This is a genomic window from Rhodovulum adriaticum (assembly GCF_004345735.1).
GTDB lineage: Bacteria > Pseudomonadota > Alphaproteobacteria > Rhodobacterales > Rhodobacteraceae > Rhodovulum > Rhodovulum adriaticum.
Genome location: NZ_SLXL01000001.1, coordinates 690,932 through 711,515, shown reverse-complemented (window position 1 = coordinate 711,515; position 20,584 = coordinate 690,932). Strand labels below are relative to the sequence as shown.

At 67.1% G+C, this 20,584-nt stretch carries 23 protein-coding genes and 1 riboswitch; of the genes, 18 read left to right on the top strand and 5 right to left on the bottom strand.

From position 1 onward, the window contains the following. Positions 1-58: 58 nt before the first annotated feature. From mtgA to EV656_RS03355, 4 genes are read left to right on the top strand one after another with little or no spacing between them, the layout of a single operon-like run. Entirely contained in the window at positions 59-832 is a 774-nt protein-coding gene (gene mtgA, locus EV656_RS03370) for a monofunctional biosynthetic peptidoglycan transglycosylase (protein WP_132599421.1), read from the top strand. A gap of 55 nt (positions 833-887) precedes the next feature. Next, a complete protein-coding gene (fzlA, locus tag EV656_RS03365) occupies positions 888-1,553 on the top strand; it encodes an FtsZ-binding protein FzlA (RefSeq protein ID WP_132599419.1) in 666 nt (221 codons plus the stop codon). 29 nt (positions 1,554-1,582) lie between these two features. After that, positions 1,583-2,590 (top strand): tRNA epoxyqueuosine(34) reductase QueG, encoded by a 1,008-nt coding sequence (gene queG / locus EV656_RS03360; RefSeq protein ID WP_132599417.1) that lies wholly within the window; start codon positions 1,583-1,585, stop codon positions 2,588-2,590. A 54-nt stretch (positions 2,591-2,644) separates the two neighbouring features. After that, entirely contained in the window at positions 2,645-3,568 is a 924-nt protein-coding gene (locus EV656_RS03355; protein ID WP_132599416.1) for a DMT family transporter, read from the top strand. A gap of 3 nt (positions 3,569-3,571) precedes the next feature. Here the strand turns inward: EV656_RS03355 and EV656_RS03350 are convergent, their stop codons facing one another. Next, positions 3,572-4,438: a branched-chain amino acid aminotransferase gene (locus EV656_RS03350; RefSeq protein ID WP_132599414.1), complete on the bottom strand. Its 867-nt coding sequence runs from the start codon at positions 4,436-4,438 to the stop codon at positions 3,572-3,574. Between the two features lie 183 nt (positions 4,439-4,621). Between EV656_RS03350 and EV656_RS03345 the strand changes: the two genes are divergently transcribed. From EV656_RS03345 to dxs, 6 genes are read left to right on the top strand one after another with little or no spacing between them, the layout of a single operon-like run. Further along, positions 4,622-5,134: a MarR family winged helix-turn-helix transcriptional regulator gene (locus tag EV656_RS03345; RefSeq protein WP_132599412.1), complete on the top strand. Its 513-nt coding sequence runs from the start codon at positions 4,622-4,624 to the stop codon at positions 5,132-5,134. Continuing rightward, positions 5,131-5,835: a response regulator gene (locus EV656_RS03340; RefSeq protein ID WP_132599410.1), complete on the top strand. Its 705-nt coding sequence runs from the start codon at positions 5,131-5,133 to the stop codon at positions 5,833-5,835. The genes EV656_RS03345 and EV656_RS03340 overlap by 4 nt, the downstream gene beginning before the upstream one ends. Before the next feature lie 37 nt (positions 5,836-5,872). Continuing rightward, positions 5,873-6,808 carry a histone deacetylase family protein gene (locus tag EV656_RS03335; protein WP_132599408.1) on the top strand — a complete coding sequence of 312 codons (936 nt, stop codon included), beginning with the start codon at positions 5,873-5,875 and terminating at the stop codon, positions 6,806-6,808. Continuing rightward, positions 6,805-7,047, top strand: a complete 243-nt coding sequence (locus EV656_RS03330) for an exodeoxyribonuclease VII small subunit (RefSeq protein WP_132599406.1) — start codon at positions 6,805-6,807, stop codon at positions 7,045-7,047. The genes EV656_RS03335 and EV656_RS03330 overlap by 4 nt, the downstream gene beginning before the upstream one ends. A gap of 3 nt (positions 7,048-7,050) precedes the next feature. Beyond that, the gene (locus EV656_RS03325; protein WP_132599404.1) at positions 7,051-7,920 is read left to right on the top strand and encodes a polyprenyl synthetase family protein; all 870 of its coding nucleotides are present in this window, start codon (positions 7,051-7,053) and stop codon (positions 7,918-7,920) included. A gap of 31 nt (positions 7,921-7,951) precedes the next feature. Then, the gene (gene dxs / locus EV656_RS03320) at positions 7,952-9,880 is read left to right on the top strand and encodes a 1-deoxy-D-xylulose-5-phosphate synthase (RefSeq protein WP_132599402.1); all 1,929 of its coding nucleotides are present in this window, start codon (positions 7,952-7,954) and stop codon (positions 9,878-9,880) included. On the opposite strand, the gene EV656_RS03315 is transcribed toward dxs, so the two are convergent. Together EV656_RS03315 and EV656_RS03310 are read right to left on the bottom strand one after the other, a co-directional pair. Then, the gene (locus EV656_RS03315; RefSeq protein ID WP_132599400.1) at positions 9,877-10,470 is read right to left on the bottom strand and encodes an exopolysaccharide biosynthesis protein; all 594 of its coding nucleotides are present in this window, start codon (positions 10,468-10,470) and stop codon (positions 9,877-9,879) included. The genes dxs and EV656_RS03315 overlap by 4 nt on opposite strands. Continuing rightward, positions 10,463-11,320: an SDR family oxidoreductase gene (locus tag EV656_RS03310; RefSeq protein ID WP_132599398.1), complete on the bottom strand. Its 858-nt coding sequence runs from the start codon at positions 11,318-11,320 to the stop codon at positions 10,463-10,465. The genes EV656_RS03315 and EV656_RS03310 overlap by 8 nt, the downstream gene beginning before the upstream one ends. A gap of 115 nt (positions 11,321-11,435) precedes the next feature. Between EV656_RS03310 and EV656_RS03305 the strand changes: the two genes are divergently transcribed. The 5 genes from EV656_RS03305 (at position 11,436) to EV656_RS03285 (ending at position 15,112) form a co-directional block, all read left to right on the top strand. Continuing rightward, a complete protein-coding gene (locus tag EV656_RS03305; protein ID WP_132599504.1) occupies positions 11,436-12,914 on the top strand; it encodes an AMP nucleosidase in 1,479 nt (492 codons plus the stop codon). A 151-nt stretch (positions 12,915-13,065) separates the two neighbouring features. Continuing rightward, the gene (locus EV656_RS03300; RefSeq protein ID WP_132599396.1) at positions 13,066-13,353 is read left to right on the top strand and encodes an HU family DNA-binding protein; all 288 of its coding nucleotides are present in this window, start codon (positions 13,066-13,068) and stop codon (positions 13,351-13,353) included. A 66-nt stretch (positions 13,354-13,419) separates the two neighbouring features. After that, on the top strand, positions 13,420-14,304 hold the full coding sequence (locus tag EV656_RS03295) for a DMT family transporter (RefSeq protein ID WP_132599394.1): 885 nt from the start codon (positions 13,420-13,422) through the stop codon (positions 14,302-14,304). Positions 14,305-14,363: 59 nt separating this feature from the next. Then, positions 14,364-14,654, top strand: coding sequence for a hypothetical protein (locus EV656_RS03290; protein ID WP_132599392.1), 291 nt, complete (start codon positions 14,364-14,366; stop codon positions 14,652-14,654). Between the two features lie 32 nt (positions 14,655-14,686). Further along, entirely contained in the window at positions 14,687-15,112 is a 426-nt protein-coding gene (locus EV656_RS03285) for a hypothetical protein (RefSeq protein WP_200276572.1), read from the top strand. On the opposite strand, the gene aroC is transcribed toward EV656_RS03285, so the two are convergent. Then, positions 15,109-16,209, bottom strand: coding sequence for a chorismate synthase (gene aroC, locus EV656_RS03280; RefSeq protein ID WP_132599388.1), 1,101 nt, complete (start codon positions 16,207-16,209; stop codon positions 15,109-15,111). The two genes, EV656_RS03285 and aroC, sit on opposite strands and share 4 nt — an antisense overlap. Positions 16,210-16,299: 90 nt before the next feature. Next, positions 16,300-16,407: riboswitch (TPP riboswitch) on the top strand. A gap of 39 nt (positions 16,408-16,446) precedes the next feature. Between aroC and thiB the strand changes: the two genes are divergently transcribed. Genes thiB through EV656_RS03265 form a run of 3 tightly spaced genes read left to right on the top strand, consistent with a single transcriptional unit; the run spans position 16,447 to position 19,662 of the window. Next, a complete protein-coding gene (gene thiB / locus EV656_RS03275) occupies positions 16,447-17,436 on the top strand; it encodes a thiamine ABC transporter substrate binding subunit (RefSeq protein WP_132599386.1) in 990 nt (329 codons plus the stop codon). Further along, positions 17,412-18,983, top strand: a complete 1,572-nt coding sequence (locus EV656_RS03270; RefSeq protein ID WP_132599384.1) for a thiamine/thiamine pyrophosphate ABC transporter permease ThiP — start codon at positions 17,412-17,414, stop codon at positions 18,981-18,983. The genes thiB and EV656_RS03270 overlap by 25 nt, the downstream gene beginning before the upstream one ends. Next, complete coding sequence (locus tag EV656_RS03265; RefSeq protein WP_132599382.1) at positions 18,970-19,662, top strand: thiamine ABC transporter ATP-binding protein; 693 nt, start codon at positions 18,970-18,972, stop codon at positions 19,660-19,662. Before EV656_RS03270 ends, EV656_RS03265 begins: the two co-directional genes overlap by 14 nt. A 118-nt stretch (positions 19,663-19,780) precedes the next feature. Here the strand turns inward: EV656_RS03265 and EV656_RS03260 are convergent, their stop codons facing one another. Beyond that, positions 19,781-20,569 carry a cytochrome c1 gene (locus tag EV656_RS03260; protein WP_132599380.1) on the bottom strand — a complete coding sequence of 263 codons (789 nt, stop codon included), beginning with the start codon at positions 20,567-20,569 and terminating at the stop codon, positions 19,781-19,783. Positions 20,570-20,584: the final 15 nt, after the last annotated feature.

Here is a 20,584-nt window from a genome sequence, read left to right as displayed (position 1 = left end):
GCCCCTGCCGTTTCCGCCCCCGATAGCCAAGCGGCCCACGCCGCGCTAAACCGCGCCCATGGCGAAACGCAAGACCCCCACCCCGCGCAAGACGCGCAAACCGGCCGTGAAAAAGCCCGCCGCCCAATCCCGGCGCGGCCGCCCGCCGTCGCTGCGCGAATGGCTGGGGCGCAAGTGGCGCCGGTTCCGCCGGCGGGTGCTGCTGGGGCTGGGGGCGCTGGTGCTGTTCGCGTTGCTGGCCCCCACGGTGCTGAACCCGCCGATCACCTATACGATCTGGTCCGAACGGCACCGCCTGGGCAGCGTAGATCGCGAGTGGGTCCCGATCGAGAACGTGGCCCCCGTGATGCGCCGTGCCGTCGTGGCCGCCGAGGATGCCAATTTCTGTTTGCACTGGGGCTTTGACATGGCGGCCATCCGCGCCGCCATCGCCGCCGAGGGGCGCTTTGGCGCGTCAACCATCACCCAGCAGACGGTCAAGAACGTCTACCTGTGGCAGGGGCGCAGCTGGCCCCGCAAGGCGCTGGAGGCAGTGCTGACCCCGCTGGTGGAAATCGCCTGGACCAAGCGGCGCATCCTGGAAATCTACCTGAATGTGGCCGAGTTCGATGAGGGCGTGTTCGGCATCGATGCGGCGGCCTATCACTACTTCCGCACCACCCCGGCCAAGCTGACCGCCGCGCAGGCCGCCGCGCTGGCCGTTGTCCTGCCCGACCCCAAGGATCGCGATGCCGCCCGCCTGACCCCGGCGCTGGAACGCCGCGCGCGGCTGGTGCGCGACGGGGCGGCCACGATCCGGGCCGATGGCCGCGCCGCCTGTTTCGACGGTTGAAAAACGCCCCCTTGCACGGCAAGACGGGGGCCTGACCAATCCCCGGGAAATGTCGATGAACCGTCTCTACCATGTTCCGCTGTCGCCCTTTTGCCGCAAGGTCCGGCTGGTGCTGGCCGAAAAGAAGATCGAGGTCGAGCTGGTCGAGGAACGCTATTGGGAACGCGACAGCGATTTCCTGCGCCGCAACCCCGCGGGCAAGGTGCCGGTCCTGCGCATGGACGGGCGCACCATGGCCGAAAGCCACGCCATCTGCGAATATATCGAGGAAACCAATCCCGAACCCCGCCTGATGCCCGCCACCCCTGCCGAACGCTACGAGGTGCGCCGGCTGATCGGCTGGTTCGACGACAAGTTCCATACCGAGGTGACCGCGAACCTGCTGTATGAGCGGGTCAACAAGAAGATCACCGGCCAGGGCTATCCCGACAGCCGCAACGTCAAGGCCGGGCTGCGCGCCAGCAAGTATCACCTGGACTACATGGGCTGGCTGCTGGATCAGCGGCGCTGGCTGGCGGGCGACGCGATGACCCTGGCCGATTTCGCCGCCGCGGCGCACCTGTCCAGCCTGGACTACATCGCCGATGTGGACTGGACGCGGAATGCCAACGTCAAGGACTGGTACGCCAAGATAAAATCGCGCCCGGCCTTTCGGAACATCCTGGCCGACCAGGTGCCCGGCTTTCCGCCGCCGCCCCATTACGCGAATCTGGATTTTTGACCGCCGCGCTGAAAGATCGCCTTGGCCAGATGGCCCGCGCCGAGGGGTTGGCCCGAATGGGTGTCTGCCGCCCCGATGCGATCCCACAGGCCCCTGCCCGGCTGGCCAGTTTCGTGGGCCAGGGGCGGCACGGGCAGATGGACTGGATGGAACGGCGGATGGAATGGCGCGGCAACCCCGCGGCCCTGTGGCCCGCGGCGCGCAGCATCCTCACCTTTGCCGAACCCTATACCCAGGACCACGACCCGCTGGCAGTGCTGGACCGGCCCGATTGCGGGGCGGTTTCCGTCTATGCGCAGCACCGCGATTACCACGATGTGCTGAAGAAACGGCTGAAGCGTGTGGGCCGCTGGTTCCTGGACCAGGCGCCGGGGCATGAGATCAAGGTTTTCGTGGACACCGCCCCGGTGATGGAAAAGCCCCTGGCGCAGGCTGGCGGGCTGGGCTGGCAGGGCAAGCATACCAACCTGCTGGGCCGCGATCTGGGCAACTGGTTCTTTCTGGGGCTGATCTTTACCACCGTTGATCTGCCCCCCGACCCGCCCGAGGGTGAACATTGCGGCAGTTGCACCGCCTGCCTGGATGCCTGCCCGACCGGGGCCTTTCCCGCGCCCTTTCAACTGGATGCGCGGCGCTGCATTTCCTACCTGACGATCGAGCATAAGGGCCCCGTGGACCCGGACCTGCGCGCCGCCCTGGGCAACCGCATCTATGGCTGCGACGATTGCCTGGGCGCCTGCCCGTGGAACAAATACGCCGTCGCCGCGACCGAGGCCAAATATGCCGCCCGCCCCGACCTGATCGCGCCCCCACTGGCCGAACTGGCCGCGCTGGACGATGCAGGATTCCGCGCGCGGTTCTCTGGCTCGCCGATCAAGCGGATCGGGCGCGACCGTTTCGTGCGCAATGTCTGCTATGCCATCGGCAATTCCGGCGACGCCGCGTTGCTGCCCGCCGTGCAGGCGCTGGTGGACGATCCCGATGCAACGGTGGCCGATGCCGCCCGCTGGGCGGTAGACCGATTGCGCCGCGCCTGACGCCCCTTTCCGTGCCGCCCCGCCCGGCGTATCAGGGGTGGGAAAGGCCATCCCATGAATCCCGCCCGCGCCATCGCCTTCAAGCTTGCCGCCGTCACGCTGTTCGTGGCGATGTCGGCACTGATCAAGACCACCGCCGATACCGTGCCGCCCGGGCAGGCGGTGTTCTTTCGGTCGTTTTTCGCCATGCCGGTGATCCTGGTCTGGCTGGTCTGGCAGGGCGACGTGACCGCCGGGCTGCGCACCGCCGACCCGATGGGCCATGTGTGGCGCGGCGTGGTGGGCACAACGGCGATGGGGCTGATGTTTGCCGCCCTGGGCCTGCTGCCCCTGCCCGAGGTGACGGCGATCAGCTATGCAACGCCCCTGCTGGTGGTGGTGTTCGCCGCGATGTTCCTGGGCGAACAGGTGCGCCTGTTCCGCCTGGCGGCGGTGGCACTGGGGCTGGCGGGGGTTCTGATCGTGCTCAGCCCCCGCTTGGGTGCCCTGGGCGGCGGCGAGGTTGAGGCGCGCGAGGCATTGGGCCCCGTGGTCATGCTGGCGGGCGCCAGTTGCGCGGCGCTGGCGCAGGTTTTCGTGCGCAAGCTGGTGCAGCGCGAACGGACAGAGGCAATCGTGTTCTGGTTTTCCGTCACCGCGTCGTTGCTGTCGCTGGCGACCCTGCCCTTTGGCTGGACCTGGCCCGATGGCCCCACGGCGATCCTGCTGGTTCTGACCGGGATCGTGGGCGGGCTGGCGCAGATCTGCCTGACCTCGGCCTATCGCCATGCCGAGGCGGCGGTCGTCGCGCCCTTCGACTATGCCTCTATGCTGCTGGCGCTGGCGGTGGGCTATCTCTTCTTCGACGAAGTGCCGACGCCGGTGATGCTGTCCGGCGCCGGGCTGGTGATCGCGGCCGGTGCGTTGATAATCTGGCGCGAACGGCAGTTGGGCCTGGAACGGGGCCGCGCCCGGCAGGGCACGACACCGCAGGGCTGAGGGTTATTCCCGCACCAGCTTTTCGTAGGCTTCGGCCATCTCGCGGGTCAGGGCGCCCACCTCGAAACTATAGGTCCCGATCTGGCCAACGGGCGTCACTTCGGCTGCGGTGCCGGTCAGCCAGCACTGTTCGAACCCTTCCAGTTCGCCCGGCTCGATATGGCGTTCATGCACGGTCACGCCGCGGTCCTGCAACATGCCGATAACCGTCTGCCGCGTGATCCCGTTGAGGAAGCAATCCGGCAGCGGCGTGTGCACCTCGCCATCCTTGACGAAGAAGATGTTGGCCCCCGTCGCCTCGGCCACGTAGCCGCGATAGTCGAACATCATCGCATCCGAACATCCCTTGGCCTCGGCCGCGTGTTTCGACATCGTGCAGATCATGTACAGACCCGCCGCCTTGGCGTGGCTGGGGACGGTTTCGGGGCTGGGGCGTTTCCACTTGGAAATGTCCAGCTTGGCGCCCTTCATCTTGGCGTCGCCGTAATAGGCGCCCCATTCCCACACCGCGATGGCCAGGCGCACCGGGTTGCGGGCCGAGGCCACGCCCATATCCTGGCCCGCGCCGCGCCAGGCCACGGGGCGCACATAGGCATCCGACAGGTTGTTGGCCTTCATCACTTCGTATTTCGCGGCTTCGATCTGCTCGACCGTATAGGGGATCTCAAAGTCGATCATGTTGGCCGATCGCTTCAGCCGCTCGGAATGCTCGACCGACTTGAAGATCTTGCCGTTATAGGCCCGCTCGCCCTCGAACACGGACGAGGCATAGTGCATCGCGTGGGTCAGGATATGCACGTTGGCCTCGCGCCAGGGCACCAATTCCCCGTCCATCCAGATGAAGCCGTCGCGGTCGTCGTAGCCTGCCATGCCGGTGGTCCTTTCTTCTGCGCCCAAATGGGTCAAATTTCTGAATGTTGCGCATTTTAGGTCCGATGTGGACATAATGTTGCGCCAAATTCATGGATCGCTAACAGTTGAGTCTTGGAAAGTCAACAACGCTGACATAAGATTCCCGGAATTGAGCAAGACAGTGATTTGGGGGGAAATTTGATGGCCGAGGGGACGCGACCGACACCGAAGACAGGGCGCAGCCTTCTGTACCTCACCGACGAACAATTGCGTCGCGGGATCGAGGCGATGTTCTTTGCCTATCGCGGCTTCACCGCCGACCCGGACCGCATCCTGGAGGAGCACGGCTATGGCCGCGCCCATCACCGCACGTTGCATTTCATTCATCGCGCGCCGGGCACCACCGTAAACAACCTGCTGTCGATCCTCGGCGTCACGAAACAATCGCTGAACAGGGTATTGCGCACCCTCATCACCGACGGCCTGGTCGAAAGCCGGGTCGGCACCCAGGACAAGCGCGAACGCCACCTTTATCTGACCGAAACCGGGTCAGAGCTGGAACGGCAACTGTCCGACGCACAGCGCGAGCGCATGCGCGCCGCCTACCGCGCCGCCGGGCCAGAGGCGGTGGCCGGCTTCCGCCAGGTGCTGGAGGCGATGATGGACCCCGACATTCGTCGGCACTTCAACCGCCTGTCGGACGGCGGCGCATGACCGCCAGCGCCGAAATTCACCTGCTGATCGTGGATGACGACGCCCGCATCCGCGAGCTGTTGCGCAAATTCCTGGTGCGCCACGGTTTTCTGGTCAGCGCGGCGCGGGATGCCGCCCACGCGCGGCGCCTGCTGGCCGGGCTGGACTTTGACATGATCGTTCTGGACGTGATGATGCCGGGTGAGGACGGGATTTCCCTGACACGCGCCCTGCGCCCCACGATTGCCACGCCGATCCTGCTGCTGACCGCGCGCGGCGAAACCTCTGACCGCATCGCGGGGCTGGAGGCCGGGGCCGACGACTACCTGCCGAAACCCTTCGAGCCGAAGGAATTGCTGCTGCGGATCAACGCGATCCTGCGGCGGATGCCACCCGAACAACAGGCCGCCGACCTGCCCAAGGTGCTGCACCTGGGCCCCCTGCGCTATGACGTGGGCCGGGGCGAGTTGTGGGCCGGCGAGGACCGCGTGCGCCTGACCGCAACCGAGGCGCAATTGATGCGCATCTTTGCCGCCCACCCCGGCGAGGTCATCACCCGCACCCGCCTGGTCGAGGAGTTGGGCCGCGATGACGGGCAGGCCCAGGAACGCGCGGTGGACGTGCAGATCACCCGCCTGCGCCGCAAGCTGGAGGCCGACCCAAAACAGCCACGCTATCTGCAAACCGTGCGTGGGGCGGGCTACATGCTGGCCCCGGATTAACCTTGCCGCACGGGCATATGGCCCCTAGCGTTTGCCCATGACCACCGCGCTGCTGACCCACCCAGACTGCCTGGCCCATCGCACGCCGCCCGGCCATCCCGAACGCCCCGAACGGCTGCAAGCCGTCACCGAGGCGCTGACCGCCGAACGCTTTGCCCTGTTGCTGCGCGAAGAGGCGCCGTTGGCCGATGCGGCGGCTGTGCTGCGCGCCCATCCGCAGATCTACATGGACATCCTGCGCGCCGAGATCCCCGCCGAGGGCACCGTTGCGCTGGACGCCGATACGCATGTTTCACCCGGGTCGCTGGACGCAGCGTTTCGCGCGCTTGGGGGCGCCTTGCGCGCCGTCGATATGGTGCTGGGGGGCCAGGCACAGAACGCCTTTGCCGCCGTGCGTCCGCCGGGCCATCACGCGGAACACAACCGGGCGATGGGGTTCTGCCTGTTCTCCACGGTCGCCATCGCCGCGAAATACGCGTTGGACCATCACGGCCTGTCCCGCGTCGCGGTGATGGATTTCGACGTGCACCACGGCAACGGCACGCAGGATGTGCTGTGGGAGGAGCCGCGCGCGCTGTTCGTGTCCAGCCACCAGATGCCGCTATGGCCCTTTACCGGCGCGCCGGAGGAAAAAGGCGCCCATGACAACGTTCTGAACGTGCCCCTGCCGCCCCATTCCGATGGCGCGCGCGTCCGGGCAGAGTTCGAATCCAAGGTGCTGCCCCGACTGGATGCCTTTGCGCCGGACCTGCTGCTGGTGTCCGCCGGGTTCGATGCGCATACCGCAGATCCGCTGGCGCAACTGCACCTGAGAGAGGCCGATTTCGTATGGATCACAGAGCGGCTGTGCGACATCGCCGACGCCCATTGCGGCGGGCGCATGGTCTCGACACTGGAGGGTGGATATGATCTGGATGCGCTGGCCGCGAGTGCCGCGGCGCATGTGGGTGTTCTGATGGAGCGTGGCGCATGACCGACAAGCCGGTTGCCGAGATGAGTTTCGAAGAGGCCATGGCCGCGCTGGAGGCCGCCGTAAACGCGCTGGAACGGGGCGACGTGCCGCTGGAAGAGTCGATCAGCCTGTCCCAACACGCAGCCGATCTGAAAAAGCACTGCGAGAAAAAGCTGAAGGACGCCGAGGAAAAGGTCGCCGCGATCACGCTGGACGGCGACGGCACCCCCACGGGCACCAAGCCGGTCGAGGGGCTCTGACCCATGTTTCAGGACCAGCTGAAGGACGCCGCCGCGCGGATCGAAACCCGCCTTGCCGACGCCCTGGCCGATGCCGCCGACCAACCCGTGACCCACGCGATGCGCTACGCAGTGTCCGGGGGCAAGCGGCTGCGCGGGTTCCTGGTGATCGAAAGCGCGGCGCTGTACGGCATTGCGCCCGAGCAATCCGTTCATGCCGCCGCCGCGATCGAGGCGCTGCACGCCTACAGCCTGGTGCATGACGACATGCCCTGCATGGACGATGACGACCTGCGCCGGGGCCAGCCCACCGTGCACATCAAATGGGACGACGCAACCGCCGTGCTGGCGGGCGACGCCTTGCAGACGCTGGCCTTTGACCTGCTGGCCGATCCGTCCTGCCACCCCGACCCGGCGGTGCGGGTGGATCTGGTGGCCTCGCTGGCGCGGGCGTCGGGTATCGACGGCATGGTGCTGGGCCAGGCGCAGGATATCGCCGCCGAAACCGCAGGCCGCCCCCTGACCCTGGACGAGATCACCGAGTTGCAGGCGAACAAGACCGGCGCGCTGATCCGCTGGTCGGCAGAGGCCGGCGCGCGCCTGGCACAAGAGGATATCGCGCCCCTGTCCGCCTATGCCACCGCGTTGGGCCTGGCCTTTCAGATCGCCGACGACATCCTGGATGTCGAGGGCGACGCCGCCAAGACCGGCAAGCGGGTGCAAAAGGATGCCGATGCGGGCAAGGCGACCTTTGTTTCACTGCTGGGGCTGGATGGCGCCAAGGCCCGCGCCAAGGCGCTGGTCACAGAGGCCGAGGACGCGCTGGCCCCCTATGGCGCGCGGGCCGATGCCTTGCGGGAAGCGGCCCGTTTCGTTATTGCCCGAGAGGTCTGAGACGCGCGAAACGCCCAAGGAGGGCAATACCTTGACCGAACGTCCCGCCACCCCTCTGCTCGACCGCGTGTCGAGTCCGGCCGACCTGAAGGGCCTGTCCGATGCCGAGTTGACGCAACTGGCCGAAGAGGTCCGGCAGGATATGGTGACCTCGGTCTCGCAGACCGGCGGGCATCTGGGCGCGGGTCTGGGCGTGGTGGAACTGACCGTCGCGCTGCATGCGGTGTTCGACACCCCGCGCGACCGGCTGATCTGGGACGTCAGCCACCAGTGCTATCCGCACAAGATCCTGACCGGGCGACGCGAGCAGATGCTGACCATCCGTCAAAAGGACGGGCTGTCGGGCTTTTGCAAGCGCAAGGAAAGCGAATACGACGCCTTCGGGGCGGGGCACAGCTCAACCTCGATCTCGGCGGCCCTGGGCTATGCGGTCTCGCGCGAATTGGGCAGCGCACCCGAGGCGGGCGTCGGCGACGCCATCGCGGTGATCGGCGACGGGGCGCTGACCGGCGGCATGGCGTTCGAGGCGCTAAACCACGCCGGGCACCTGGGCACGCGGATGATCGTCATCCTGAACGACAACGAAATGTCCATCGCGCCGCCGGTCGGCGCCATGTCGCGCTATCTGAACCGCCTGTATGCGGGCGCGCCGTTCCAGGAATTCAAATCGCTGGCCAAGGGCGCAGTGCGCCACCTGCCCTCCCCCTTTCAGGAGGGGGCGCGGCGCGCCAAGGATCTGATCAAGCACGTCACCGTCGGCGGCACCCTGTTCGAGGAACTGGGCTTTTCCTATGTCGGCCCGATCGACGGGCACGACATGGACCAGTTGCTGGCGGTGCTGCGCACGGTGAAAACCCGCGCCACCGGGCCCATGCTGATCCACACGATCACGCAAAAGGGCAAGGGCTATGCCCCCGCAGAGGCGGCCGCCGACCGTTGCCACGGCGTGTCGAAATTCGACATCGTGACCGGCGAGCAGAAGAAAAGCCCGGCCAACGCGCCGTCCTATACCAAGGTCTTCGCAAACGCCCTGACCGCCGAGGCCAAGGCCGACCGCAAGGTGGTGGCCATCACCGCCGCGATGCCGGACGGCACCGGACTGAACCTGTTTGCCGAACGCTTCCCCGAACGCACCTTTGACGTGGGTATCGCCGAACAGCACGGCGTGACCTTTTCCGCCGGGCTGGCGGCGGGCGGGCAGAAACCGTTCTGCGCGATTTATTCCACCTTCCTGCAACGCGGCTACGACCAGATCGTGCATGACGTGGCGATCCAGCGCCTGCCGGTGCGGTTCGCCATCGACCGGGCCGGGCTGGTGGGGGCGGACGGCGCGACCCATGCGGGCGCCTTCGACGTGGCCTTCCTGGCGAACCTGCCCGGTTTCGTGGTCATGGCCGCCGCCGATGAGGCGGAACTGGTCCACATGGTCGCCACCGCCGTCGCCCATGACGAGGGGCCGATTTCCTTCCGCTTCCCGCGGGGCGAGGGCGTGGGCGTCGAGCTGCCCGAAAAGGGCGTGCCGCTGGAAATCGGCAAGGGCCGCATGATCCAGGAGGGCAGCCGCGTCGCGCTGCTGAACTTCGGCGCGCGCCTGAAAGAGGTGAAAGAGGCCGCCCAGATGCTGGCCGCCAAGGGCATCACCCCCACCATCGCCGATGCCCGCTTTGCCAAGCCGCTGGACGAAGAGTTGATCCTGCGCCTGGCCCGCGAGCATGAGGCCCTGATCACCGTAGAGGAGGGCGCGATCGGCGGCTTTGCCAGCCATGTGTCGCACCTGCTGGCCGAAAAGGGCGCGTTCGACAACGGGCTGAAATTCCGTTCGATGGTGCTGCCCGATACCTTTATCGACCAGGCCAGCCCGGCGGACATGTATACGGTCGCCGGCCTGAACGCGCCGGACATCGAGGCCAAAGTTCTGAGCGTGCTGGGCGAGGCAGGCGCGGCGGCGCAGCGGGCCTAGAAAAACACCCCCGCCAGCGCCACGCCGACCCCGACAAAGGCGTAGCCCGCAATGATATAGGCCCCGTCCAGGGTCATCAGCCCGATGGCGAACAGCGTGATCGCGGTGGCCGCCACCGTGGCCAGCATTGGCACGAATTCCATCAGCGGCATGACCAGGGTCACACCCAGGCAGGTCAACAGCGCAACATGGCTGAGCGGGCGGCGCGCCAGGTGAACCAGGCGCGGGCGCACATGCCGGTCGATCCAGCCCGCGGGGCGGCGCAGCCACTTGACCGCGCGGCACATCCGGTCGGCCGCGATGCTGCGGCGCGCCAACCGCCGGGGCAGCCACAGGCTGGAACGGCCCACCAGCATCTGCGCGGAAACCAGCGCCATGATCAGCGCCCCCATCGTCGGCATGCCCGGGATCGACGAAACCGGCGACACCAGGATCAGCGCGGGCAGCAGCAACAGCGGCGCAAAGGACCGTTCGCCAAGCCCGGCGACGATTTCGGCCACGCTGACGCGCTCGCCCTGAATGCTGGCGACCAGCCGGTCCAGCACCGCGTTGACCGTCAGCGATTCGGGCGCTGCCGGCCGGTCATCCATCGCCCCGGCCCTCGGCCGCCAGTGTCGCGGCCAGGCCCGCGCGGTAATCGGGATGGCGCAGACGCACGCCCAACTCTCGCTTGATGCGGTCGTTGGCCACGCGCTTGGACTCGGAATAAAAGCTGCGGGCCATCGGGCCCAGATCTGCCGTATCGAAATCGACCTCGGGCGGCAGGGGCAGGCCCAGCAATTCGGCGGCAAAGGCCGTCACGTCCTGCGGCGGCGCGGGGTAGTCATCGCCCAGGTTGTAGACCGCGCCGGGATTGGGTGCCGCGATCGAGGCCGCCAGAACCTGCGCGATGTCATCCACATGGATGCGGGAAAACACCTGCCCCGGTTTGATCACACGCTGCGCGCTGCCATCGCGGATACGGTCAAACGGCGCCCGGCCCGGCCCGTAGATCCCCGCCAGGCGAAAGATGTGCAGCGGCAGACCCAGATCGGCCCAGGCTCGTTCGGCCGCCACACGGGCATGGCCGCGCGCGGTGCCCGGGGTGCAGGGGGTATCCTCTGACACCCAGCCACCGGCATGATCGCCGTAAACCCCGGTCGTGGACAGGTAGCCGACCCAACGCAGGTTGGGCGCGGCGCGCAGCGCCGGGCCAAGCGCGGCCACCACCGGATCGCCCTCCGGGCCGGGGGGAACGGAACTCAGGACATGGGTGGCCTGCTCCAGCGCGGGCGACAGGTCGCCGCCGGGCCAGATCATGGGTTCCACACCCTCGGCTTGCAGGGGGGCGGCGTTCTCGGCGCTGCGGGTGGTGCCGATCACGCGCCAGTCCGACCCCAACAGCCGAACCAGTGCGCGCGCGGAATACCCATGGCCGATCGAAAGAAGAACATGTGTCATGCCCCCTAGATCGCCCTCACGGTCCAGTTGTGCAAGATGCGCCGTGCGGTCTTGAACCGATTGGCCGATAGCGCACATTAGAAAGGCGCGTCAGCGAAGGGAGCCTTGCATGCAGATCGCGGACCAGCACCGCCCCATCCAGACACCGGACCTGCCCGAGCCGTTGGCCTTTACCGACCCGGCCGCGGCGGTGGAGCACCTGGAAGAGCTTTACCGCACCTCCGTCCAGTTCCTGCGCACCCGCTTTTCCGACATCCTGCGCGGTGGCCCGGTCGGCGCCCGGTTCCGCGCCTTTTACCCAGAGGTCCGCTTTGCCACCGCGACCCACGCGCAGGTGGACAGCCGACTCAGCTTTGGCCATGTCGCCGAACCGGGTATCTATGCTGCCACGGTGACGCGGCCCGACCTGTTTGCAAATTACCTGCGCCAACAGATCGGCCTGCTGGTGGAAAACCACGGACAGCCGGTGCAGATCGGCCCGTCCCAGACGCCGATCCCGCTGCATTTCGCGGTGGCCGGGGCCGGCGGGCTGAACGTGCCGCAAGAGGGCGCGCTGGACATCCCCCTGCGCGACCTGTTCGACGTGCCCGACCTGGGCGCCACAAACGATGACATCATGAACGGCACGCTCAGCTTGCCAGAGGGCGCGCCGCGGCCGCTGGCCCCCTTTACCGCGCAGCGGGTGGATTATTCCCTGGCCCGGCTGGCGCACTACACCGCGACCGACCCCGCGCATTTCCAGAACCATGTGCTGTTCACCAACTACCAGTTCTACGTCGAAGAATTCGAGGGCTATGCCCGCGCCGCCCTGGCCGACCCGAACAGCGGCTATACCATGCTGGTCGGCCCCGGCGATGTCGAGATCACAGATCCCAAGGCCCCCCTGACCGCACCGGCCAAGCTGCCGCAGATGCCCAGCTATCACCTGAAACGCGCGGACGGGCAGGGCATCAGCCTGGTCAATATCGGCGTCGGCCCGTCGAACGCGAAAACCGCAACGGACCATATCGCGGTGCTGCGCCCCCATGCCTGGCTGATGGTCGGCCACTGCGCGGGGCTGCGCAATTCCCAGCGGCTGGGCGATTTCGTGCTGGCCCACGCCTATCTGCGCGAGGATCACGTGCTGGACGACGACCTGCCCGTCTGGGTGCCGATCCCGGCCCTGGCGGAAATCCAGGTCGCCCTGGCCGAGGCCGTGGCCGAAACCACCCAACTGGAGGGGTTCGAACTGAAGCGCATCATGCGCACGGGCACGGTGGCCACCATCGACAACCGCAACTGGGAACTGCGCGACCAATCCGGCCCGGTGCAACGCCTGAGCCAGTCACGCGCCATCGCGCTGGACATGGAAAGCGCGACCATCGCGGCCAACGGCTTTCGCTTTCGCGTGCCCTATGGCACCCTGTTGTGCGTGTCTGACAAGCCCCTGCATGGCGAGTTGAAGTTGCCGGGCATGGCCAGCGACTTCTACAAGACGCAGGTCGCACGCCATCTGGCCATCGGCATCCGCGCGATGGAGCGGCTGCGCGACATGCCGCTGGAACGGATTCACAGCCGGAAACTGCGCAGTTTCGAGGAAACCGCGTTCCTGTGACGGCCCGCCATCGGCGGAAATTGCGGGAATCTGGCCACAAAAACTTAGGAAAACGCGCGTTTTTGCCCACAAATCGTTGTGTGTGCCCCCAAGATAACGTTTACTCCGTCCGATAAAGCCCCAGAACTGGGCGCGAACGAGGAGAGGACATATGGCAAAACCGATGACCAAGACGCAACTGGTCGCCGCCCTGGCCGAGGAAATGGGCGCCGACAAGAAGGCCGCAGGCGCGGCGCTGGATGCGATCACCGCCATCATCACCCGCGAAGTGTCGGCCGGCGGCGCTGTCACCCTGCCGGGCGTGGGCAAGATTTACTGCCGCGAACGCCCCGAGCGTATGGTGCGCAACCCCGCCACCGGCGAGCAGTTCAAGAAAGAGGCCGACAAGGTGGTCAAGATGACCATCGCCAAGGCGCTGAAGGACAGCGTCAACGGCTAAGCCTTCCGTCAGGATCGGCATTCTTTTAGGGTCGCCGTGGGGCGGCCCTTTTCTTTGAGAGGTCACATGGATTTTCGCGCGCTGGCGATGGGGCTGGCCTTTGCCTTCATCTGGGCCTCGGCCTTTACCTCGGCGCGGATCATCGTGGCCGATGCCCCGCCGCTGACCGCGCTGGCCCTGCGGTTCCTGATTTCCGGCCTGCTGGGCGTGGGCATCGCATTGGCTCTGGGGCAAAGCTGGCGGCTGACCCGCGCACAATGGCGCGCGACGGCGATCTTCGGGATCAGCCAGAACGGGCTGTATCTGGGCCTGAACTTCGTCGCCATGCAGACGCTGGAGGCCTCTATGGCCTCGATCATCGCGTCCACCATGCCGCTGTTGGTGGCCCTGTTCGGCTGGATCGTGCTGGGCGAACGGGTGCGCCCGCTGGGCGTGCTGGGGCTGGTGGTGGGTTTTGCCGGGGTCGCGCTGATCATGGGCACCCGCATCACCGGCGGCGTGGACCTGTACGGGCTGGTGCTGTGCATCGTCGCGGTCTTTGCGCTGACGGCGGCAACGCTGTCGGTGCGCGGGGCATCCTCTGGCGGGAATGTGCTGATGATCGTGGGGTTGCAGATGCTGCTGGGGGCCGCGGCCCTGGGGCTGGCCGCGCTGGTCGCGGGCGAGGCGTGGGAGGTGACGTGGAGCGCCAAGCTGATCGCCGCCTTTGCCTATACCACCCTTTTCCCCGGCCTGATCGCCACGCTGATCTGGTTCCTGCTGGTGCGCCGGATCGGCGCGGTGCGCGCGGCAACCTTCCACTTCCTCAGCCCGTTCTTCGGGGTCGGCATCGCCGCGCTGCTGCTGGGCGAACGGCTGGGACCATGGGACGTGGCGGGCGTCGCCATCATCATGGCCGGCATCCTGGCGGTGCAGTTGTCGAAACAGGCGCGGGATGTCACAGCGCGGTGATGCGCCGTTGAGGGATTCACAACTGCCGCCACATAAAGTAACGTCTAGACAACCACGTAATGGCGGTGAACCTGATGGCGGACATCGAAAACGCAATTGAGGACGTTGTGCGTAAGCGTTTCGCGGGCGTGAACATCGTGCGCGTCGATGTCGAAGAGGGCGAAGATCACGACGGTGATCGTGTCTTCTTTGTGAACGTTGTCTTTGATGCGGATATCAAGGACTTGGACGCCTCGCGCCTGTCCAGTATTACTCGGCACCTTCGCACAAGGCTGTTCGATATGGGAGAGGATCGCTTTCCCTATACGCGCTTCGTTTCCAAGGCTGACTTCGAAGGGGCCGCAGCCTGAACCCGGTCGACCTGATTTCCACCGCGCGCAGATTGGCACGTGGGACCGGCAAGCCGAGACAGGCCGATCTGAAACGCGCGGTCAGTACCGCATATTATGCCATCTTCCATGCCATGTGCCGAAATGCGGCCGACATGCTGATCGGCACGACCAAGGCGGCACGCTCGCAACCGGCATGGCTGCAGACCTACCGTGCGATCGAACACAGGCAGGCCAAGAACCAGTGCACGAACGGGAAGATAAAGCGTTTTCCAAAGGATGTAGAAGATTTCGCAGCGCTTTTCATCGAGGCACAGGATGCGCGGCATCGAGCTGACTACGATCCTTGTTCGAAATTCACACGTAGCGAGGTGTTAATTCTGATCGCGCGTGTGGAAGAGGCAATTGCCGCTTTCAAAAGGGTGCCGAAGTCCGACCGCCGCGCCTTTGCGGCCTTCGTGGTGTTGAAGCTTCGTTAGCCGATCTGCCCCCTGTTTTCCCCCACCTGCCCGCGATGCAGCAGCCAATGGTCCAGGATCACGCAGGCGGCCATCGCCTCGGCCACGGGCACGGCGCGGATGCCGACGCAGGGATCGTGGCGGCCCTTGGTGACGATTTCCGTATCCTCGCCCGATTTGGTGATCGTGCGGCGTGGCGTCAGAATGGACGAGGTCGGCTTTACCGCGAAGCGGACCACAACGTCCTGCCCGGTAGAAATGCCGCCCAGGATACCGCCCGCGTGGTTGGAGGAATAGACCGGCCCATCCGGGCCCATGGTGATTTCGTCAGCATTTTCGCTGCCGGTCAGGGTGGCTGCGGCCATCCCCTCGCCGATCTCCACCCCCTTTACGGCATTGATGCTCATCATCGCGGCGGCCAGGTCGGTGTCCAGCTTGCCGTAGATCGGGGCGCCCAGCCCGGCGGGCACGCCGCGCGCGGCCACCTCGACCACGGCGCCGACGGAATCGCCCGATTTGCGCAGACCGTCCAGATACGTAGCCCAATCCGACGCCGCCTGCGCATCGGGCACCCAGAACGGGTTACGCGCAATCTCATCCCAATCGAAACGCGCCCGGTCGATGCGATGCGGGCCGATCTGCACCATGTAGCCGGTGATCTGAATTCCCGGCGCCAGCAGTCCCAGGGCCGCGCGCGCCACGCCCCCTGCGGCCACCCGGGCCGCCGTTTCACGGGCCGAGGATCGCCCGCCCCCGCGATAGTCGCGGATGCCGTATTTCTGCCAGTAGGTGATGTCGGCATGGCCGGGGCGGAACTTTTCCGCGATCTCGCTGTAATCCTTGGACCGCTGGTCGGTGTTGCGGATCATCAACTGAATCGGCGTGCCGGTGGTCTGCCCCTGGAACACGCCAGACAGGATTTCCACCGCATCGGGTTCCTGCCGCTGGGTGGTGAACCGGCTCTGCCCCGGTTTGCGGCGGTCCAGCCATTCCTGCAACTGCCCCGCGTCCACGGGCACCCCCGGCGGGCAACCGTCCACCGTGGCGCCCAGGGCGGGCCCGTGGCTTTCGCCCCATGTGGTGACGCGGAACAGGTGACCGAAGGTGTTCAGGCTCATGGGGTGCACTCCTTTGGCCTTGGCATAGCGGGCGGGCGGATGCCCCTCAAGCGCTTTCCCTTGCCCGTGCCGGGGCGCGGGGCTAGGGTGTCTGTCACCTCGGGGTGCCCTGAACAGGGCTGAGATGCGGGCCAGGCCCGCGAACCCGTCGAACCTGACCCGGTTAGAACCGGCGGAGGGAAGGTCGCAGGACATCCCCGCACCCTTGCCCGTCCGCCCCTGCAAAGGAGGAGGACCATGAAACTTCCCATCATCGCCGCAGCCGCCCTGTGTGCCGCGCCCGCGCTGGCCGACACGCCCGTCCTGACGGTCTATACCTATGACAGCTTTGTCGCCGACTGGGGCCCCGGCCCGCAGATCGAGGCCGCGTTCGAGGAAACCTGCAACTGCGATCTGAAATTCGTGGGCGCTGGCGATGGCGCCGCGCTGCTGTCGCGCCTGCAGCTGGAGGGTTCGCGCAGCGAGGCCGACATCGTCCTGGGCCTGGACACGAACCTGACGGCGGCGGCCCGTGAAACCGGGCTGTTCGCCGATCACGGGATCAGCGCCGATTTCGACCTGCCCGTCGCCTGGGACGACCCCACCTTTCTGCCCTATGACTGGGGCTATTTCGCCTTTGTCTATGACAAGACGCGGCTGGAAACCCCGCCCGCCAGCTTCACCGACCTGATCGCCGCGCCCGACGACCTGAAGGTGGTGATCCAGGATCCGCGATCCTCCACCCCCGGCCTGGGCCTGATGCTGTGGGTCAAGGCCGCCTATGGCGCAGACGCGGCCGACATCTGGGCGGGGCTGGCCCCCCATGTGCTGACCGTCACCAAGGGCTGGTCGGAATCCTATGGCCTGTTCCTGGATGGCGAGGCCGACATGGTCCTGTCCTATACCACCTCGCCCGCCTATCACCTGATCGCGGAAGAGGACGACACCAAGGCCGCCGCCGCGTTCGCCGAGGGGCATTACATGCAGATCGAGGTGGCCGGGCGGCTGGCCGCCAGCGATCAGCCAGAACTGGCGGACGCCTTCCTGCGCTTCATGCTGAGCGACGCGTTTCAGGCGGTGATCCCCACCACCAACTGGATGTATCCGGCGGTGACGCCTGCGGGCGGGTTGCCCGGCGGGTTCGACACGCTGATTACCCCCGACCGCGCGCTGATCTACAGCGCGCAGGAGGCCGCGCAAATCCGCGACGCGGCACTGGCCGAATGGCGCGACGGGCTCAGCCGCTAGGGGCGGCCCTACCGCTGGGGCTGGCCGCCGGGGCGCTGGTGCTGGCGCTCAGCCTGGGCACGCTGGGCGCGGTTGCTTGGCGGGCCGAGGGCGGCACCGGCCTGTCCCCGGCCGACTGGGCGGCGATCCGGTTTTCGCTGCTCCAGGCGGTGCTGTCCGCGGGGCTGAGCTGCCTGCTGGCCATCCCCGTGGCCCGCGCGCTGGCCCGGCGCCGGTTTCCGGGGCGGGGCCTGTTGATTACGCTGCTGGGCGCCCCTTTGATCCTGCCGGTGATCGTGGGCGTGCTGGGCCTGCTGGCGGTGTTCGGACGCAACGGGATGCTGTCGGCCGTGCTGGACCCGTTCGGGCTGGGGCCGGTGAACATCTACGGGCTGCACGGCGTCGTGCTGGCGCACGTCTTCTTCAACCTGCCCATGGCGACCCGGCTGATCCTGCAAGGCTGGCTGGCAATCCCCTCGGAACGGTTCCGGCTGGCCGCTGCCCTGGGCTTTGGCCCCGGCGATGTGGCCCGGCGGCTGGAACGCCCGATGCTGCGCGAGGTGCTGCCGGGCGCCTTTCTGGTAACCTTCCTGATCTGCATCACCAGCTTTGCCGTTGTTCTGACGCTGGGCGGCGGGCCGCGCGCGACGACCGTGGAACTGGCGATCTACCACGCCTTTCGGTTCGAATTCGACCTGGGCCGCGCGGCGCTGCTGTCGCTGGTCCAGTTCGGGCTGTGCGCGGCGGCGGCGCTGCTGGCCCTGGGCGCGGCGCTGCCGACGGGGTTTTCCGGCGGGCTGGACAGGCCCCTGGCCCGCTGGGATGCCGATAGCAGCGTCTTGCGGCTGCAGGACGCCGCCGTCCTGTCGCTGGCCGCCGGGTTCCTGATGGTGCCACTGATGCTTGTCGTGGTTCGCGGCCTGCCCGGCCTGGCCGATCTGCCGCCCGCGGTCTGGCAGGCGGCCGGGCGCTCGGTGGCGGTTGCGCTGGCCTCTGCCGTGCTGTGCGTGGGGCTGGCGCTGCCGATCGCGCTGGCCGCAACACGGCTGGGCGGGGCGCGCGGCGCGGCGCTGCAGGGGACGGGCATGCTGGCGATCGCCGCCTCACCGCTGGTGATGGGCACGGGGCTGTTCATCCTGCTGTTTCCCGTCGCCAATCCGGTGGCCCTGGCCCTGCCCGTCACCGCGCTGGTCAACGCCGCGATGAGCCTGCCATTTGCCCTGCGCGCCCTGACCCCCGCCGTGGCAGAGGCCGCCCGCAGCCATGGCCGCCTGGCCGACAGCCTGGGCCTGCGCGGGCTGGCCCGGCTGCGGCTGGTCACCCTGCCCCGGCTGCGCCGTCCCCTGGGGTTCGTGCTGGGGCTGGCGGCGGCGCTGTCGATGGGCGACCTGGGGGTGATCGCGCTGTTCGCCGACCCCGATCAGGCCACGCTGCCCTTGCAGCTCTATGCCCTGATGGGCGCCTACCGGATGGAGCAGGCCGCCGGCGCCGCGCTGCTGCTGCTGGTGCTCAGCCTCGGGCTGTTCTGGATCTTCGATCGCGGGGGGCGGGTGAATGCTGCGCTTTGACAAGGTGACCATCCGGCAGGGCGACTTTTCCCTGAGCGCCGATTTCACCGTCCCCGCCGGGCGGATCGTGGCCCTGCTGGGGCCATCGGGTGCGGGGAAATCCACGCTGATCGACACGGTGGCCGGGTTCCTGGCGCCCGACAGCGGCCGCATCCTGTGGCAGGGCACCGATATCACCCCCCTGCCCCCGGCCGCGCGCCCGGTTTCGGTGCTGTTCCAGGACAACAACCTGTTCCCGCACCTCAGCGTTGCCCAGAATGTCGGGCTGGGCCTGCGGCCCGACCTGCGCCTGTCTGCCGACCAGCACGCGGCCGTTTCCGCCGCGCTGCACCGCGTCGGCCTGCAAGACCTGGAGCGCCGCAAACCCGCCGCCCTGTCGGGTGGACAACGCAGCCGCGTCGCGCTGGCGCGGATGCTGTTGCGCGCCCGCCCGGTGATGCTGCTGGATGAACCCTTTGCCGCGCTCGGCCCCGCGCTGAAGGCCGATATGCTGCGCCTGGTGGCGGAACTGGCCGACGAAACCGGGGCAACCGTACTGATGGTCACCCACGACCCCGGCGATGCGCGCGCCATCGCGCAGGACACCGCGTTGGTGGATGGGGGCCGGGTGGCGCCCCCGCGCGACACCGGCACGCTGTTGGCCGACCCGCCCCCGGCGCTGCGGGCCTATCTGGGCTGACCGGCCCCTTCTTCTTGGCAAAAATACCCCCGCCGGAGGCACGATCTTTCATCGAAAGATCGTCAAATGAAAAACGCGCCCCGAGGGGCGCGTTTCACTGTCCGATCAGGCGAACCTGTCAGATCTCTTTCTTGGGCTTGTAGGGGGCCCAAAGACGCTTGTTGGTGAAGTACAGCAGCACCGTCAGGGCCAGCAGGATACCGATCGAGATGAACCCGGCCTGCTTGCGCTGCATCAGCTTGGGCTCTGCCGACCACATCAGGAAGGCGGCCACGTCCTGCGCGACCTGCTCGGCCGTGGCTTCGGTGCCGTCCGCGTAATCCACGTCGTCGCCGTAGATCGCCGGGGCCATGGCGCTCCAGTTATCCGGGAAGACCTCGTTGTAGTAGTAGAAGGTCCCCGCCTCTTCCTTGGTCTCGTCGCTGAAGCTCAGCAGGTAGGTGGCGATGTACTCGGGGCCACCGATACCCTTGAACAGCTGGTTCAGGCCCAGGCCGTTCGGCCCATGGAAGCCCGAACGCGCCTTGGCCATCACGGTCAGGTCGGGCGCGCCCGGATAGGTCCCGGCCGGGAAATAATCCACTGGCTTGGCGGGACGCCAGTCGTCGATCTCTTCGTCGAACACTTCCCAGCTGGCGGCGTACTCGCGCATCGCCTGTTCCGACAGGGCAGGCCCGCCGGGTTCAGACAGCGCGCGGAACGGCAGCAGTTCCAGGCCGTGGCAGGCCGAGCAGATCTCGGTAAAGACCTGCAGACCGCGTTGCAGCTGCGCCTGGTCGTAGGTGCCGAACGGCCCTTCGAACGGGAAGTCGAAATCGGTGACATGCCCGCCACCGCCGGCGGCCTGGGCACTGCCCGCCCCCAGGGTAAGGGCGGTCAGCGCGGTGATCGTGAGTTTCTTGAACATTCTTCCGATCCCTTT

Excerpts from the sequence above, each read along its gene's own strand:
- EV656_RS03270 (WP_132599384.1), top strand. The coding sequence starts at position 17,412 with ATGGCGCGACGGGCTCAGCCGCTAGGGGCGGCCCTACCGCTGGGGCTG.
- mtgA (WP_132599421.1), top strand. The coding sequence starts at position 59 with ATGGCGAAACGCAAGACCCCCACCCCGCGCAAGACGCGCAAACCGGCC.
- aroC (WP_132599388.1), bottom strand. The coding sequence starts at position 16,209 with ATGAGCCTGAACACCTTCGGTCACCTGTTCCGCGTCACCACATGGGGC.
- EV656_RS03340 (WP_132599410.1), top strand. The coding sequence starts at position 5,131 with ATGACCGCCAGCGCCGAAATTCACCTGCTGATCGTGGATGACGACGCC.
- EV656_RS03295 (WP_132599394.1), top strand. The coding sequence starts at position 13,420 with ATGGATTTTCGCGCGCTGGCGATGGGGCTGGCCTTTGCCTTCATCTGG.
- EV656_RS03265 (WP_132599382.1), top strand. The coding sequence starts at position 18,970 with ATGCTGCGCTTTGACAAGGTGACCATCCGGCAGGGCGACTTTTCCCTG.
- EV656_RS03335 (WP_132599408.1), top strand. The coding sequence starts at position 5,873 with ATGACCACCGCGCTGCTGACCCACCCAGACTGCCTGGCCCATCGCACG.
- EV656_RS03300 (WP_132599396.1), top strand. The coding sequence starts at position 13,066 with ATGGCAAAACCGATGACCAAGACGCAACTGGTCGCCGCCCTGGCCGAG.
- EV656_RS03315 (WP_132599400.1), bottom strand. The coding sequence starts at position 10,470 with ATGGATGACCGGCCGGCAGCGCCCGAATCGCTGACGGTCAACGCGGTG.
- EV656_RS03290 (WP_132599392.1), top strand. The coding sequence starts at position 14,364 with ATGGCGGTGAACCTGATGGCGGACATCGAAAACGCAATTGAGGACGTT.
- thiB (WP_132599386.1), top strand. The coding sequence starts at position 16,447 with ATGAAACTTCCCATCATCGCCGCAGCCGCCCTGTGTGCCGCGCCCGCG.
- queG (WP_132599417.1), top strand. The coding sequence starts at position 1,583 with ATGGCCCGCGCCGAGGGGTTGGCCCGAATGGGTGTCTGCCGCCCCGAT.
- EV656_RS03355 (WP_132599416.1), top strand. The coding sequence starts at position 2,645 with ATGAATCCCGCCCGCGCCATCGCCTTCAAGCTTGCCGCCGTCACGCTG.
- EV656_RS03345 (WP_132599412.1), top strand. The coding sequence starts at position 4,622 with ATGGCCGAGGGGACGCGACCGACACCGAAGACAGGGCGCAGCCTTCTG.
- EV656_RS03310 (WP_132599398.1), bottom strand. The coding sequence starts at position 11,320 with ATGACACATGTTCTTCTTTCGATCGGCCATGGGTATTCCGCGCGCGCA.
- EV656_RS03330 (WP_132599406.1), top strand. The coding sequence starts at position 6,805 with ATGACCGACAAGCCGGTTGCCGAGATGAGTTTCGAAGAGGCCATGGCC.
- fzlA (WP_132599419.1), top strand. The coding sequence starts at position 888 with ATGAACCGTCTCTACCATGTTCCGCTGTCGCCCTTTTGCCGCAAGGTC.
- EV656_RS03350 (WP_132599414.1), bottom strand. The coding sequence starts at position 4,438 with ATGGCAGGCTACGACGACCGCGACGGCTTCATCTGGATGGACGGGGAA.
- EV656_RS03325 (WP_132599404.1), top strand. The coding sequence starts at position 7,051 with ATGTTTCAGGACCAGCTGAAGGACGCCGCCGCGCGGATCGAAACCCGC.
- EV656_RS03260 (WP_132599380.1), bottom strand. The coding sequence starts at position 20,569 with ATGTTCAAGAAACTCACGATCACCGCGCTGACCGCCCTTACCCTGGGG.